This window comes from Paenibacillus sp. VMFN-D1 (genome assembly GCF_003386155.1).
Taxonomy (GTDB): domain Bacteria; phylum Bacillota; class Bacilli; order Paenibacillales; family Paenibacillaceae; genus Paenibacillus_AQ; species Paenibacillus_AQ favisporus.
Window position 1 is genome coordinate 2,605,466 of record NZ_QRDU01000001.1, and the last position, 14,522, is coordinate 2,619,987.

Here is a 14,522-nt window from a genome sequence, read left to right on the forward strand (position 1 = left end):
AAACGGTTGTTTTCCTATGGATATTTTCTCAAATCACCCGCCGGATTATGTCTGAAAATCATCGTCCAGGCCACACCGGTTCCCGTCACAGCCATAATCAGCAGTCCGACCGTCAGGAACAGCCGGGGAATTCCGTACGCCGCGGCGCAAAAAGTGCCGTAGAGGATACCAAGCGGCCCGGCAGATTTGACGAGCAGCATCCGCATCGATAAAACCTGCCCAAGGACCTGCTCGGGGACCAGCCTGTAGAAAACATTACTGCTGAAAACATTCCAGAACGGCATAGCGATCCCCGCGGCCAGCTCGATCACCAAGGCAGCAGGCAGGCTCCGAACGAGCGACAACCCGACGTAAGTCGCCCCGCCGATCAGGAGAGCGGCGAGCATGGTGCCAAGCATTGGAGAGGTTCCCTTTATTCTGCCGGCTGCCCAGCTGCCCAGCACATACCCACAGGGAAATGCGGCCGTAAACCAGCCATATTCCGCCGCGCCCCCCCCAAGCACCTCCGAGACGTACGGGATATACATCGCCTGCGTAGCCGCTACGCCAAAGCTGGTAACGGAGACGAACAAAGCGAGCGCCACCAGCAGACGGTTGCCCGAAAATACCCTCCATCCGGCCCGGATCTGACCGAACCAAGCCGCTCCCGCGCCTGATCGGCCTTGTCCAGCAGAAGCAGCGTAGGCAGGTGGCCCCTCCCGAATGCAGCAGATGCACAGGAAAGAGCCGGCAAACAGCAAGGACAGGATCAGAAGGAGGGTTCCCGGTTGAAGGACCTGCACGCCAAGACCCGCCAGCGGGAAGGCTAAGGTCCGTATCAGCTGCACGCTTCCCGACATCCATGCATTTTTGCGGGTCAGTTCTTCCGGCCTGACCAGCTTCGGAAGCAGGGCACCGGAAGCAAGGTCGTACATGACAAACGAGCTGATCCAAGATGCCGTATACAATATATATGACTGTCTTTCCCCGGCTATCCACATCAGACCCGCGGCAAGATATACCGCAGCCCGGACGGCTTCCGACAGTTTCATGACCGCCGTTCTTTTCCACCGGTCGATCAGGGGACCGGCAAGCAGCTGAACGCCCCATTGGGAAGCGAAGCTGATCAGCCACAGCCCTCCCATCGCCACTGTGGAGCCTGTCACCTCGTACAGCAGCCAGGAGAGGGTAAACGTACCGCAGGTGCCGGCGAACACGGACAGCTGCTGGTCCGCATACAGCCATGCGAAATTTTGCGGCCACCGCCTCGGCTGTGCGAAATCACCCTCCGCTTGTTCCGGGCTCTGCCTATTAATCATGGCTGCCAGTCAAAAATTCGTTCAGCTCCCGTTCATGATAGTGCAGCGACTGCGGGTTCCAGGCATAGCTGCCGCCCTTCACCCGGATAAGACCGGCTGCGCGCAGAACGGCCAGATGATGATGCACCGTCGTTTTCCCCAGCCCCAAGACGTCGGTCAGCTCCTTCAGCGTCCGGTCCTTCCCGGCGATCAGCTTCAAGGCGCGGAGCCTTTTGTCATCTCCCAGCGCCTTGTAGATCTGCACCAGCCTGGACGGCGGCTCGTAAGGATCCCGGAGCCCCGGCAGGCTGGTCTCGCTGACAGGATAATAAAATACCTTCGTTTGCGGCAGCGAAGCCTCGACCGTAAACGGCCTATAAATGATTTGGGGAATGAGCAGCACCTGCTGAACCCCCGGCTCGGGGGCATATTCCACACCGGTAGCCCTCAGGACAGCCTCCTCAGGTGAAAGCGTCCGAAGCCAGGCCTCCTTCTCCTCCGCATCCCGCTTCAGCACGGCAGCCGTTATCTCCCGCTCGTGTTCCATAAACTCCGCGTCCCACAGCTGCAGCAGAGCAATCAGATGGTCCCTAAGCGTATCGGCATCTGTGGTCATCACATCATGAATCAATTGTGGAAAAAAACGGTGTCCGCGGCAGGCATCCATCATCTCTTCCGCACCAGCAGCGTCTCCTTCCGCCGCCCGTCTGCGGGCTGGCTCCAAAGCTGTCTCCAGGTACGGGAGGACAAGATAGCGGAACTCCTCCCTGCTTAGAGCATGAGCCTCCACTGCAAAGCTCTCAATCGTTTCGAAGCTCAAGGAATGCAGCAGCTGGAGCAGCATTTTCCAGGTGTTATGCTCCTGGCAGAACTGAAGCTCGGCTTCGAGCCGGCTGCTGGCTCTTTGGCGCAGCTGGGCATAATATTCGCCGGGCTTGTCCAGCGACCCGTGAAGCTTGGGATAGGTCAGCACGGCTGCACCCAGCGCGCACTCATACCAGATGGAGGTCTGCACTTTGGCCTCATAGCTCGTTCTTTTAAAGGAAAGATCCAGTAAGTTCATCCCTAATCTCCTCCCAAAATTCCATGGTATTGATACCGGTTGATTCCAAAATCTGGGCTAATATGTTTTATTCTAATCAATCAACTTCATAAATTCAATAATTATAGAACACTAAATTCTATTTTTACTGAATAATATTATAAAAATAGAGCCTGATCTATCCCAAGATCAGACTCCACCTATTTTACTGGTTATGATTAGTAGGAAGCATACCTTTCCGCATTGGACATCGCCGTCCATACGTCAGGCGTCTCCGCCCCCATATACCAGAAAGCGTAACCGGCCACTCCCCGGTCGGCTGCCATAACATATTTTTTCGTGATGGACCTGCTGTCCTCAATCCATATTTTATGGGTATATCCCTGTTTTTGATATTTGAAAACGTACTGCCCTAGGCTGTCGTCCCAGCTGCGGTTATAGGCCACAGAACGCGTGCGGACGCCCTGCTGGGCCAGGTTCAATTCTTCCGAAGTGGCTCCTCCTTCTTTCAGCGTCCAGTCCCGGGTGTAGAATGGCAGGGCCAGGATCGTCTTGGACGATGGCACGGAGCGAAGAAGCTTGTCCAGCGCGCTTTCCACCCAAGGGTAAGAAGATACGGACCCGGCGATCGGGTCACCGCCCCAATGCTCATCGTAGCCCATTAGAATCATATAGTCTGCCGCCTGTCCCAGCGCCTTGTAATCAAAGGCTTCCGTCCAGTCGGTTCCAAGGTCCGGCGACACGTCGATCGATACGACGCCGCCCACGGTACGAAGGCTTTGGTCCAGCTCCGTCACGAACGCCGTCAGCGCTTCACGGTCCTGAGGGCTGACATTTTCAAAATCGACGTTGATGCCGCTCAGCCCGTACGATTTGACATAAGCGGTCAGCTGTTTGATCACGCTGCTTTTCTTCGCAGGATCGGTCAAAATATCGTCCGTCAGCTCAGGATCCGAGTGATTGCCGAGAAGCGCCCACACTTTTTTATGATTCTGCTTCGCCCAGCTCAGCAGGCTGGCGTCCACGTGGTTGGACAAGGAGCCGGTTCCCTCCTCCAGAAAAAACCAGCGGGGTACGATCGTGTTGACGTTGGATGCCTTCACCTTGGCGATAAACTGGGAGATGGTCAATCCGTTCTGCCATCCAACCTGCAGAGAGGACGCCGGCGTGGAATGGATCGCCTGATCCCATGACGAAATCTGCAGCACGCGGTCAAGCACGGCCGCGGTTTCTTCGCGGGTCATGTTGGCTTTGGGGCGGAATTTTCCGTCCGCTCCTTCCATCAGGCCTAATGCAGCCGCGGCTTTGATATAAGGGCGCGCCCATGCGGAAATGCTCTCGGCATCCTGATACGGCAGCTGCCCAGCGCTGACCGCTGCGGGTTCCTTTTTCAGCGCACGAACGATCAGGACTGCGGCTTCCTCCCGGGTAATATTCGCCTTCGGCTCAAAGGTGCTGGCGCTTTTCCCCTGAACAATGCCCAGATTGAGCCCGGCCTGCACCCAGCCGTAATACCAGGATGTACGCGGAACATCGCTAAAAGCGGGAATGTCCCCGTCCACTTCCTTCAATTTAAGCAATCGGTCCGTCATGGCGGTAAACTCGGCACGCGTTACCGTTTTGCGCGGTTCAAACGCTCCCCCTCCCGTTCCTTCAACAACGCCCTCGTGAACGAGGTCGACGATTTCATCCCGGGCGAAGCTCCCCGAAATGTCATGAAAAGGCAGACTTGAGCTGCCGGATGCGGCATATACCGGTCCAGTACTTGCGGCCAGCATGAATGCTGCAAATAAGGTTACTAACTTTTGCGGTTTAATCAAGGGAGGGTGCCTCACTTTTCATAGAATAGATTTTCTTTTCTTTCATAGAATGCTTACTCTTATCCTATCAAAAAGATGCGGACGATTTTATCGCTAAATATTGGTAGATATGGTATAAAAACTTTCAGAATAAAGTGGAATGAAAAAGGGAAGATACGACAGCATTTGCCATGGACAGGCCTGGAAATTAGACTTATATTACTGTAAGCAGGCATCCAGACTGCCGGTATGAAGCGGCCGGAAATATAGTTGGAATGCCATCGACCGATATTATATTAAGGAGGGATTGTAATGCTGCTGGATCAGCATGAGGCCATTTATTTAAGAGAGCTGGTGGAAGAGGATGCAGAGGCGCTTTTTACGCTGCGCCGAAATAACCGCGACTTTCTTCAGCCCTTCGAACCGATTCGTCCCGACTCGTTCTGGACGCTGGAAGGACAGGTCAAGGACGTGTGGAACGGCATCACGGGCGCTGAGCTGGACCAGGCTTGTGTGCTGGGCATCTTTTTAAAGGAATCGGATCGGCTGATCGGCCGGGTTGCCTTGACGGCATTTGCGCGGGGGGTATTTCAAAACGCCAACATCGGCTACTTTATGGCGCAGGATCAGAACGGAAAAGGTTATATGACCGCGGCCGTCCGCATGAGCGTGGATCATGCGTTTCGAAGCCTCGGGCTGCACCGGGTGCAGGCCGGCGTCATGCCGCGGAACCTGCGGTCGCTGCGCGTCCTGGAAAAAGCAGGCTTCCGCCGGGAAGGCCTTGCGGAGCGGTATTTACAAATCAACGGCGTGTGGGAGGATCATGTTCTGCTTGCCGTGACGGCGGAAGAATGGCCGGGACTCGGGCAGGTGGCGAAATAGCGGAGAGCTTAAAAGGAAGACTTGCGATTTGCCGGTCGAACTTGAGTCCTTGGGAAGGCTCAAAATAAGGTTATCCTTAGAGTTTCATAAGGTATTTGTGAGGCAGTCATGAGGGATTCGTGATGCATTTTCATAAGGAATTCGTGAGGCATTCGTAAGGGATTCATGAGGGATTCATGAGGGATTCATGAGGGATTCATGAAGCTCTCGGGGGCTTTCGTGAGGCTTTTTCGCGCTTCTTTTGTGTGGCTGTTTGGGCGGAGACCCTTCCCGTGCTACAATGATACCAGTTATATAGAATAACTACTATACTTTCTGATCTCATAAAAAACGCAAACACACCAACGGCTGAAAGGTAAACGATATGCAATACTTGTATGAAACAAAAGCGGGCAGCTACGAGGACTACGCCAGCGGCAGGGTACTATATAATGCTCCCGGCGTGACCTCCTTCCCGGTGCGGCTCGGAAGCGAAATCGTCCAGCGGTGCTTCGGCATTCTGGAGGAGCGGGGAATTTCCGGCCCTTATACCCTTTACGATCCCTGCTGCGGCGGAGCCTACTTGCTGACCATAACCGGTCTTCTTCACGGTTCTAGGATCCGGCGGATGTATGCCTCGGATGTCGATCCGAACGCCCTGTCCGTCGCGGGCAAAAATTTGGCGCTCCTGACGAAGCAGGGGCTCAGCGAACGGGAGCTCCAGCTGCAGGAGCTGTACGAAAACTACGGCAAACCTTCGCATAAGGAAGCGCTGGAGAGCTTGGCCCGCCTTGAGTCTGCAGTCTCGGGCCTGACTTTGGACGCAAGCGTCGTTTTTCAGGACAACATTACGGAGCCGCATCACCTGGATCACGTCGATCAGCCGATTCATCTGGTGCTGACCGACCTTCCATACGGGGATCTCGTCAGCTGGGAAAGCGGCGACGCCGACCCGGTGTCCGCTTTATTCGAGCATATCTATCCGCTGTTTAGCAGCGAAGGTGCGGTCGTCGCGATGATCGCGGACAAAAGCCAAAAGCTGGGGCACGCCCGTTATAAACGGCTTCAGCATTTCAAGATCGGCAAGCGGCAGGTGGCGATTTTTGAACCGATCCGGGAAATGAAGGCTTGATGTGCCAGAAATGACCGCCGCCAGTATATAAATGCAGCAAAGGACAGCCCGACGGCTGTCCTTTTTGCTGTTCATTTTTCGCAGGCTGCCTTCAGCCCAAATGCTTGACCATATGATAATACACGTGGCCGTTAATCATAATGTTTTTGTCGGTCTGGTATCCGAGCTTCAAGTACAGCGAATGGGCCTTCGTGTTATCCGTTACAACCGCCATGGCGATTTTAGCGTATCCGTATGCACTTGCCCGTTCCTCGGCTGCGCGAATCAGGGACGTGCCGATCCCCCGTCCGCCATACTCCGGCGAGACCGAAAGCGTGTCGATGTAATATTCGTCGAGGTCCGCTTCCTTATCCAGCTGCAAATCCGGGTTCTGCTTCATGGATCGCAGCCTCGCAAGGATGGGCCGGTCCAGCTCCGCTGCCTGGTCGCCTCCGTATGCCACCACTAAGCCTACCGGCCGTTCATCCAGTTCTTTCACCAGCGTCTGCTTGTAGCTAAGGCGGCCATCCTCGGCGGCAAAATAGGCTTCAAGCGCGGCCAGCACGGCCTCCTCGCTGTCCTCTCCGGTTAATTGATTCGCAACATCGTGCAGCGCATCGTACAGCAGCCGGGCGGCATGATGCGCGTCTTCTCGTTTTGCGGGTCTGATTGTCATAGCTTCCTCCATCATAGCAATACATAAGGTTAATCTGCCCAGGAAATTCCATTCCCGTGAGCAGGCATAATCCCTTCTATTATAGAGTTTCCCATGACGCAGAACAAATTTCAGCAGCCAGCCGGGCAGCTTCCTGCCACGCTATCTCAGTCCGTCCACCGGCCCTGCGGTCTGTCCACTCGACGATGCCTTCCCCGGCCCGTTTGCCTACGACAATGCGAAGCGGCAGGCCGATCAAGTCCGCATCCTTGAACTTCACGCCCGGCCGCTCCTCCCGGTCATCGACGAGGCATTCCACGCCCTGCCGTGCAAGCTCCTTGGCAATCTGCTCCACAACCGTTGCCTGATCCGGATCCTGGGCGGAGACGGGAATCAGATGCACAGAATACGGGGCAATGCCGAGCGGCCAGCACATCCCTTGTTCCGCGGGCGATTGCTCGGCCACTGCCGAAAGGAGGCGGGAAACGCCGATGCCATAACAGCCCATGATCATCGTCTGCTCCCTGCCGGCTTCGTCCGTATATCCGGCATTGAGGACGCTGCTGTATTTGGTGCCCAGCTTGAAGACGTGGCCTACTTCGATGCCTTTGGCAAAATGCAGCGTCTCCCCGCAGTTTGGACAGCGGTCCCCCTCCTGCACGCAGCGGTAATCGCCGATATGCGCCGGCTGAAAATCCCGGGACGGCACCACGTTCCGCACATGCGCATGTTCCTCTCCCGCTCCGGCTACCGCGCCGCCGTACAGAACGGCATCCCGGTCCAAATATACAGGGATATCCAGGCCGACAGGTCCAGCATAACCATGAGGCGCTCCCGTCACCTTCAGCACCTCCTGCGGGTCAGCGAGCTCAAGCGTCACGCACCCAATCGCTGCGGCCAGCTTATTCTCGTTGACTTCATGATCTCCCCGTACGATAGCAGCGACTGGCTTATCGTCAGCCCTATAAATCATCGTCTTCAAAATTTGTGATGCAGGCACCCCAAGGAAGGCGCTCACTTCTTCGATCGTCCTTGTGTTCGGTGTGGCGACTTTTTCGATAGCGGGAGCTTGGCGTTCCGCTTCATCCGCCGAACGTTCTCTGGCAGCAGCAGCGGCCTTCTCCAAATTGGCCGCATATCCGCAGGCCAGGCAGCTGACGATCGTATCCTCGCCGATTTCCGCGGGCGCCATGAACTCATGGGTTTCCCCTTCACCGCCGATGGCTCCCGCCTCCGCTTCCACCATGCTGAACTTCAGGCCGCAGCGGGTGAAGATACGGCGGTAAGCATCCCGGACCGCCTGATAGGTCCGGTCCAGCTCCTCCCAGCTGCGGTCAAACGAATACGCATCCTTCATCAGGAACTCGCGCCCCCGGAGCAATCCGAAGCGCGGACGCCGCTCATCCCGGAACTTCGTCTGGATTTGGTACAGGCGAAGCGGGAGCTTGCGGTACGTATTCACCTCGCTCGCGGCAAGCGCCGTGATGACCTCCTCATGCGTCGGTCCGAGCACAAACTCGCGCTCATGCCTGTCCTGCAGGCGGATCAGCTCCGCCCCGTAGGCCCCGTACCGTCCGGAGCGCTCCCACAGCTCGGCCGGCTGCATGGCCGGCAGGTGCAGCTCCTGGAACCCGGCCTGGTCCATTTCTTCGCGGACGATTGTCTGAATCCGGCGCAGCACGCGCCAGCCAAGCGGCAAGTAGCTGTAAATTCCAGCAGCCAGCTGCCGGATAAAGCCCGCCCGGAGCAGCAGCTGGTGGCTTCGCGCTTCCGCTTCGGCAGGGGCCTCCCGCAGCGTTGGGATTAGCAGGGACGTTTGCTTGATAATATAACGGCTCATTGCCGATCAGCCTCCTCGTATCTTTTAATGCAGCACATATTCGTGACAAACACAAACAAAAACACAATCTCACACAACAAAAAACACATCCGTCCTGAAGGGACGAATGTGTTCGTGGTACCACCCTGTATTCAACCGCCGCATGTACGGCAGTCCTTAATTGGCAATATAACGGGATCACCCGGCCATGAATACTCGAACCTGCAGATTCTTTCATCACGGCAGCTACAAGACGGGAAGCTCATGTCCGTGCGCGGAAACCTTTCAGCCAGGGGTTTCTTCTCTGGAAAACGCCGGTCCTCATGAACTGTTGCTCTTGATCATCGCTTTGGAAATTTGACAAACCATGGTTTGTTTTTTCCATACTTTACAGGATGATCAAGACCGATGTCAAGAGCCGGATATCACTTCATTTTCTGCAGGAGCTGCACCCGGTAGGCTTCGCTTTCGAGCGACTGGATCTCTTTGTACTCGGCGTCGGTCAGCACTTTCGGCTCGCCCACCGCCTTGGCGGCGAGGTATACCTTCGCGCTTTCCTCCACCACTTCGGTCCGGTAGTACGCTTCGCGCAGATTTTTCCCGGTCGTCACGAGCCCATGATTTTCGAGCAAAATCGAGTTGTGTTCCCCGACTTTCTCCGCGACTGCATTGGCCAGCAGATCGGTCGTCGGCAGCACGTAGGGCACAAAGGCGATGTCGCCAACAAGCGCGGCCTGGTCCGGGAACAGCATCGGCAGCTCCTTCGAGACCAGCGTCAACGCGATGCAGTGGGCCGGATGGGTATGCACGATCGCCTGGATATCCGGATTGACCCGGTAGGCAAACAGATGCATCAGTACCTCTGATGACGGCCGCACCTCTTGATCCAGCACGTTGCCGGAGTCGATCTCCACCCGGATCCACTGCTCCGGCTCAATGTCTTCGAGTGCAAACCCGCTCGGAGACAGCAGCATGATGTTACCCGCTTTCGCGCTAATGTTCCCGCCCGGTCCCACTACCAGCCCTTTGGCTACCGTTTTCCGGGCATACCGGGTCAACTCTTCCCTGACTTGCTGTTCAAGCTGCACAGTCATTTCTCTCCACTCTCCTTTATAGAACACATACTTTATACCGTCTCTTGACGTTTAAAAAGCTTCACGTACTGCTGATAGCGCTCCTCCCACATCGCCGCATCCTCCGGCAGGTAGGTTTCCGGCGGAAAGGACTCAAGAACGACCTGCCGGATCTCAGCAAGGTTCTTCACTTCGCCGTGGGCCAGCGCCTGCATCATCAGATTGCCGATGGCCGTGGCTTCCACCGGCCCGGCAATCACCGGACGGCCGGTGACGTTCGCCGTCAGCTGGCACAGCAGCCGGTTCTGGATGCCGCCGCCGACGATATGAATATGCTCCATCCGCTCTCCGGCGAGCTTCTCGATTTCGTCCAGCGTCTGGCGGTACTGAAGTGCCAGGCTTTCGACAATGCAGCGCACGATGGCCGCGCGGGACTCCGGCACCTTCTGGCCGCTGTCCCGGCAGTATTCGCGGATCCGCTGCGGCATGCCGCCCGGCGGCAGGAAGACGGCGTCGGCAGCGTCGATATAGCTGCCGTTCTCCGGCGCCGACAGCGCCAGCTCGGTCAGCTCGTCGTACGTGAGCGGCGTGCCTTCCAGCGCCCACGTGCGACGGCACTCCTGCAGCAGCCACAGCCCCATGATGTTCTTGAGCAGCCGGATGTTGCCGCCCGCTCCCCCTTCATTGCTGAAGAGGCTGTCCCGGCTGTAATCGCTGAGCGCCGGCTGATCGAGCTCGATGCCCATCAGCGACCAGGTCCCGGAGCTGATGAAGGCATACGGGGCAGTCCCGGCCGGAACGGACGCCACCGCGGCCGCCGTGTCGTGGCCCGCCGCAGCGATTACCGCCATGTCCGGCACCTGCAGCTCCTCGCGGATGTCCTGCCGCAGCTGTCCCAGCATCGTTCCCGGCATCACGATCTCCGAGAACAGCGATTCCGGAATGGACAGCGTGTTCAGAATGCCGCTGTGCCATGTACGGCTGCGCGGATCGAGCAGTCCGCTCGTGCTGGCGATCGTATATTCATTGGCCATGACTCCAGACAAATAGTAATGAAACAGATCCGGCATCATCAGCATTTTTAGCCCGTCCGCTCCATAGCCGGAGCGGACCTTCTCCTCGGCATACAGCTGATAAATCGTGTTGATCGAGGAGGAGCGGATGCCGGTCAGCCGGAACAATTCTTTTTCCGGAATCGCTGAGAACACTTCCGGCATGACCTGCTCTGTCCGCAGGTCCCGATAATGATAAGGGTTGCCGGCCAGTCTCCCCTTGGCATCCACCAAGCCGTAGTCAACGCCCCAAGTGTCCACCGCCACCGATACCGGGGCACCGCCCGCCATCCGCCGGGAAGCGTGAATGCCCTGCTTCAGCTCATGGAACAGCCGCAGAAAATCCCAGTGAAAATGGTTCCCGAGGCGAACCGGTTCGTTATTGAAACGATGCACCTCGCTTACGGACAGCGTTCGGCCATTGAATGCACCCGTCACGGCGAGTCCGCTGCTTGCCCCGAAATCCACCGCCAGCATGTGTAAGGATTGCGAACCCATTAGCCTCACCTCGCCCGTAGAAAATGCTTACTTGTACAGCGGTCCGAAGTTATGGCAGGCCCGGAAGTCCGCTCCCTCCGGATCGCTTGTTCCGAACAGCCCCCAGGCTCTCGGACGGAATACCTGCTCTTCCGAAACGTTGTGCATGCTCACCGGAATGCGCAGGATCGAAGCCAGTGTGATCAGGTCCGCGCCGATATGTCCGTAGCTGATCGCACCGTGGTTGGCTCCCCAGTGATCCATCACGGAATACACGTCCTTGAACGCTCCCTCACCCGTCAGGTTCGGGGCAAACCAGGTGGTCGGCCACGTCGGGTCGGTCCGCTGATCCAGCTTGTCATGCACTTCCTCAGGCAGGTCGACCGTATATCCTTCGGCAATTTGCAGGACAGGACCAAGCCCTTTGACCAGGTTCAGCCTGGACATCGTTACCGGCATGCCGCCGCGCGTCAGGAAGTCGGACGAGAAGCCGCCGCCGCGGAAATATTCCACTGCCGCCGGGCGCCAGGACGTGGCCTTGAGGCAGTTGTCCGCGTCCTCCTGCGTAATTTCCCAGAACGGCTTCAAGGCAGGCTTGCCGTCCTTCATCTGCTCCCCGGTACCATCCAGCGCCGCCGGTCCGGAGTTAATCAAATGCAAGAGGCCGTTCGCCGCGGCTCCGCCGAGCTCATGACCGGTCACCCGCTTCACCGCGTCGGGACTCCAGTATGTACGGACGTCGGCAAAGATTTGGGCCGTATTCGTCAGCAGGTATCCGAAGAGCATCGATACGCCGTTTAGGCTGTCGTTTTCGGTGGCCACCAAATAAGGCGCCCGGATGCCGTTCCAGTCGAACGAGGAATTCAGAATCGCTTCATGGAAGTCACCGTTCGGGAAGTGGTCCGTCCACTGCCGCTGTCCCTGGAAGCCGGACACGATCGCGTGATGGCCCATGGCCTCTTCTTCAAAGCCGAGCTCCGCCAGCCGCGGATTGCCCACCATCAGGTCGCGTACGATCTGCGTCATTTTGACAACGGTCTCCCAGTCCTTATCCTTCTTCTCGCGCGAAGTCCGGATCGCTTCAGGATTGTTGTCCGGCCCCTCGTTGCAGTTCTCCTTCACCCAAGCCATGGCGAGCTTGAACTCTTCCGGATCGTAAATTTCCTCTTCGATCCGCCGCGTAATTTCCGACATGTCCACATACTCGTTGCGCATGCCCAAATATTCCTGGAAGAAGTCCGGATCGATCATCGATCCGGCAATGCCCATCGACACCGAGCCGATGGCAAGGTAGGATTTGCCCTTCATCGTTGCAGCGGCCAGACCGGCTCTGGCAAAACGCAGCAGCTTCTCCTGCACATCGGCAGGAATCGATGGATCGTTCAGATCCTGCACGTCCCGGCCGTAGATGCCGAACGCGGGGAGGCCCTTCTGCGCATGGGCAGACAATACGGCGGCCAAATAGACCGCGCCCGGTCTTTCCGTACCGTTGAATCCCCATACCGCCTTCGGAATCGAAGGATCCATGTCCATCGTTTCCGTACCGTAGCACCAGCACGGCGTCACGGTGATGGATACGCCTACGCCGGCTTTGGCAAATTTGTCGGCGCAAGCCGCCGCTTCCGCCACGCCTCCGATGCAGGTGTCGGCAATGACGCATTCTACAGGGGAACCGTCAGGGTAGCGAAGCTGTTCGCCAAGAAAAGCAGCGACCGACTTCGCCAGATTCATGGTCATATCCTCCAGGGACTCCCGAACCCCCTTCCGTCTGCCGTCGATCGTCGGCCGGATGCCGATCTTGGGGAACCCGTGCTTCCATCTTTCGTTCTGGTTGGCCATCGTTTGTTTCCTCCTCAGCTTTTCTTATCATTTTTCATTGCTTACGTTTGGGGTTACCGGTAACCCTAAAATAAAAAAATATACAGCCTTCCAATCCGTCGTTCCTATGAAAAACGTCAATCGGCATGCATTTTTGGAATACAGAACAAGCTTGGCTTGAAAGCGACATGGATTGATCGGAGCACCGTCACTAAACCGGAACACGTGCTGATCTCTTCAAAAAAAGAAAAGTGCTTTCCTGAAATTTCAACGCTGCTGCTCTATATAACATACCGGTCCCGCTGCCTCGTCCGCTCTTTAGATCGTCCTAAGCTCCAGGTACAAAACGCCTTGCATGATTGCTTGAATTGGATCTGCTGCATTGATGCTGGGTCAAATGCTCAAAAAAATGTATAATGAGTTATCGGTAACTTTAAAATAACAATGAAAGCGATTACTGTCAATCCGTATTTTCTTTTATCCGGGCGGTTCTGATAGAATATACAGCAAAGAGGGGTTTACATTGGTAACGATTTACGATATAGCGCAAAAGGCCAACGTCTCGGCCATGACGGTCTCCAAGGTCATCAACAATACCGGGCGGATCAGTGAGGAGACACGCCGCAAAGTCAAAAAAGTGATGGAAGAGCTTAATTACATACCGAATTCAAATGCCCGGAGCCTTGTCCTGCAGCAGACACAAATTCTGTCCCTGCTCATCACGGACATCACCAACCCGTTCTATACGAGCCTGGCCCGCGGTGCCGAAGACGGTGCCAAACAGTACGGCTACCGCCTTCTGTTCGGCAACAGTGACGAGGATTACGCAAAGGAAAAGGATTATGTCGACATGATCCTGTCCACGCGGGTCGATGGCGTGCTGTTTGCTCCGGCCGGGGACCTGTCGCTGAAAAATCTCGAGAAGCTGCGGGCTCACAACATCCCGTTCGTCATTATGGACCGGGCGGTGCCCGGAATCGAGTCGGATATGATCTGCGGGGACAGCAAGGAAGGCGCCCGGAAGCTTGTCGATTACCTGATCGGGCTGGGTCATCGCCGCATCGCGCTTGTCAACGGTTCCCTGGACGTCTCCACGGCCCGGCTCCGTTATGAGGGATACGCGGAGGCGTTGGCCCTTCAGGGCATCCCGTTGGATGAGACGCTCATCATCCACCAGAACTACCGTGATTACCATGCGGATGATCATCTGGAGCAGCTGCTCGAGCAGCCTTCCCCTCCGACCGCGATTTTTGCGGCCAACAACGTATTGGCGGTCGGTGTCATCCGGGATCTGCGCGAGCGTGGCCTCCGGGTGCCGGAGGACATCTCCGTCGTTTGCTTCGACGACCTCGATCTATCGTCGGCGCTGGACCCCTTTCTGACGGTGGCGGCACAGCCGGCTTACCAGTTTGGCGCCATGGGCATCCAGCTGCTGGTGGAGCGGATTCGGGGCAGCTCCGTTCCGGAGTCCCGCAAGGTGATTTTACCGTCAGAGCTGGTGATCCGCTCGTCTGCCAAACCTATCTAAGTCACAGCAA

At 56.7% G+C, this 14,522-nt stretch carries 11 protein-coding genes; 3 read left to right on the forward strand and 8 right to left on the reverse strand.

Going from position 1 to position 14,522, the window contains the following annotated elements:
• Positions 1 to 14: 14 nt before the first annotated feature.
• The 3 genes from C7820_RS11900 to C7820_RS11910 form a co-directional block, all read right to left on the reverse strand.
• A complete protein-coding gene (locus C7820_RS11900) occupies positions 15 to 1,298 on the reverse strand; it encodes an MFS transporter (RefSeq protein WP_116231103.1) in 1,284 nt (427 codons plus the stop codon).
• A complete protein-coding gene (locus C7820_RS11905; RefSeq protein WP_116231104.1) occupies positions 1,291 to 2,340 on the reverse strand; it encodes an ArsR/SmtB family transcription factor in 1,050 nt (349 codons plus the stop codon). Before C7820_RS11905 ends, C7820_RS11900 begins: the two co-directional genes overlap by 8 nt.
• A gap of 197 nt (positions 2,341 to 2,537) precedes the next feature.
• The gene (locus tag C7820_RS11910) at positions 2,538 to 4,139 is read right to left on the reverse strand and encodes an S-layer homology domain-containing protein (protein WP_258875218.1); all 1,602 of its coding nucleotides are present in this window, start codon (positions 4,137 to 4,139) and stop codon (positions 2,538 to 2,540) included.
• 291 nt (positions 4,140 to 4,430) lie between these two features.
• Between C7820_RS11910 and C7820_RS11915 the strand changes: the two genes are divergently transcribed.
• Together C7820_RS11915 and C7820_RS11920 are read left to right on the forward strand one after the other, a co-directional pair.
• Positions 4,431 to 5,000 (forward strand): GNAT family N-acetyltransferase, encoded by a 570-nt coding sequence (locus C7820_RS11915; protein ID WP_116231105.1) that lies wholly within the window; start codon positions 4,431 to 4,433, stop codon positions 4,998 to 5,000.
• A 364-nt stretch (positions 5,001 to 5,364) separates the two neighbouring features.
• Positions 5,365 to 6,111, forward strand: a complete 747-nt coding sequence (locus C7820_RS11920) for a hypothetical protein (protein ID WP_116231106.1) — start codon at positions 5,365 to 5,367, stop codon at positions 6,109 to 6,111.
• Positions 6,112 to 6,202: 91 nt separating this feature from the next.
• Here the strand turns inward: C7820_RS11920 and C7820_RS11925 are convergent, their stop codons facing one another.
• The 5 genes from C7820_RS11925 to C7820_RS11945 all read right to left on the reverse strand — a co-directional run bounded on the left by C7820_RS11925 (position 6,203) and on the right by C7820_RS11945 (position 13,005).
• Positions 6,203 to 6,766 (reverse strand): GNAT family N-acetyltransferase, encoded by a 564-nt coding sequence (locus C7820_RS11925; protein ID WP_116231107.1) that lies wholly within the window; start codon positions 6,764 to 6,766, stop codon positions 6,203 to 6,205.
• Between the two features lie 79 nt (positions 6,767 to 6,845).
• Positions 6,846 to 8,570: a proline--tRNA ligase gene (locus C7820_RS11930; RefSeq protein WP_116231746.1), complete on the reverse strand. Its 1,725-nt coding sequence runs from the start codon at positions 8,568 to 8,570 to the stop codon at positions 6,846 to 6,848.
• Positions 8,571 to 8,989: 419 nt separating this feature from the next.
• Positions 8,990 to 9,658 (reverse strand): class II aldolase/adducin family protein, encoded by a 669-nt coding sequence (locus C7820_RS11935; RefSeq protein ID WP_116231108.1) that lies wholly within the window; start codon positions 9,656 to 9,658, stop codon positions 8,990 to 8,992.
• A 32-nt stretch (positions 9,659 to 9,690) separates the two neighbouring features.
• The gene (locus C7820_RS11940) at positions 9,691 to 11,187 is read right to left on the reverse strand and encodes a rhamnulokinase (protein ID WP_116231109.1); all 1,497 of its coding nucleotides are present in this window, start codon (positions 11,185 to 11,187) and stop codon (positions 9,691 to 9,693) included.
• Positions 11,188 to 11,214: 27 nt separating this feature from the next.
• The gene (locus C7820_RS11945; protein ID WP_116231110.1) at positions 11,215 to 13,005 is read right to left on the reverse strand and encodes an L-fucose isomerase; all 1,791 of its coding nucleotides are present in this window, start codon (positions 13,003 to 13,005) and stop codon (positions 11,215 to 11,217) included.
• Between the two features lie 502 nt (positions 13,006 to 13,507).
• Between C7820_RS11945 and C7820_RS11950 the strand changes: the two genes are divergently transcribed.
• Positions 13,508 to 14,512: a LacI family DNA-binding transcriptional regulator gene (locus C7820_RS11950; protein WP_116231111.1), complete on the forward strand. Its 1,005-nt coding sequence runs from the start codon at positions 13,508 to 13,510 to the stop codon at positions 14,510 to 14,512.
• Positions 14,513 to 14,522 lie beyond the last annotated feature (10 nt).

Coding starts and splice junctions, on each gene's coding strand:
- C7820_RS11900 (WP_116231103.1), bottom strand. CDS start 1,298: ATGATTAATAGGCAGAGCCCGGAACAAGCGGAGGGTGATTTCGCACAG.
- C7820_RS11905 (WP_116231104.1), bottom strand. CDS start 2,340: ATGAACTTACTGGATCTTTCCTTTAAAAGAACGAGCTATGAGGCCAAA.
- C7820_RS11915 (WP_116231105.1), top strand. CDS start 4,431: ATGCTGCTGGATCAGCATGAGGCCATTTATTTAAGAGAGCTGGTGGAA.
- C7820_RS11920 (WP_116231106.1), top strand. CDS start 5,365: ATGCAATACTTGTATGAAACAAAAGCGGGCAGCTACGAGGACTACGCC.
- C7820_RS11925 (WP_116231107.1), bottom strand. CDS start 6,766: ATGACAATCAGACCCGCAAAACGAGAAGACGCGCATCATGCCGCCCGG.
- C7820_RS11935 (WP_116231108.1), bottom strand. CDS start 9,658: ATGACTGTGCAGCTTGAACAGCAAGTCAGGGAAGAGTTGACCCGGTAT.
- C7820_RS11940 (WP_116231109.1), bottom strand. CDS start 11,187: ATGGGTTCGCAATCCTTACACATGCTGGCGGTGGATTTCGGGGCAAGC.
- C7820_RS11945 (WP_116231110.1), bottom strand. CDS start 13,005: ATGGCCAACCAGAACGAAAGATGGAAGCACGGGTTCCCCAAGATCGGC.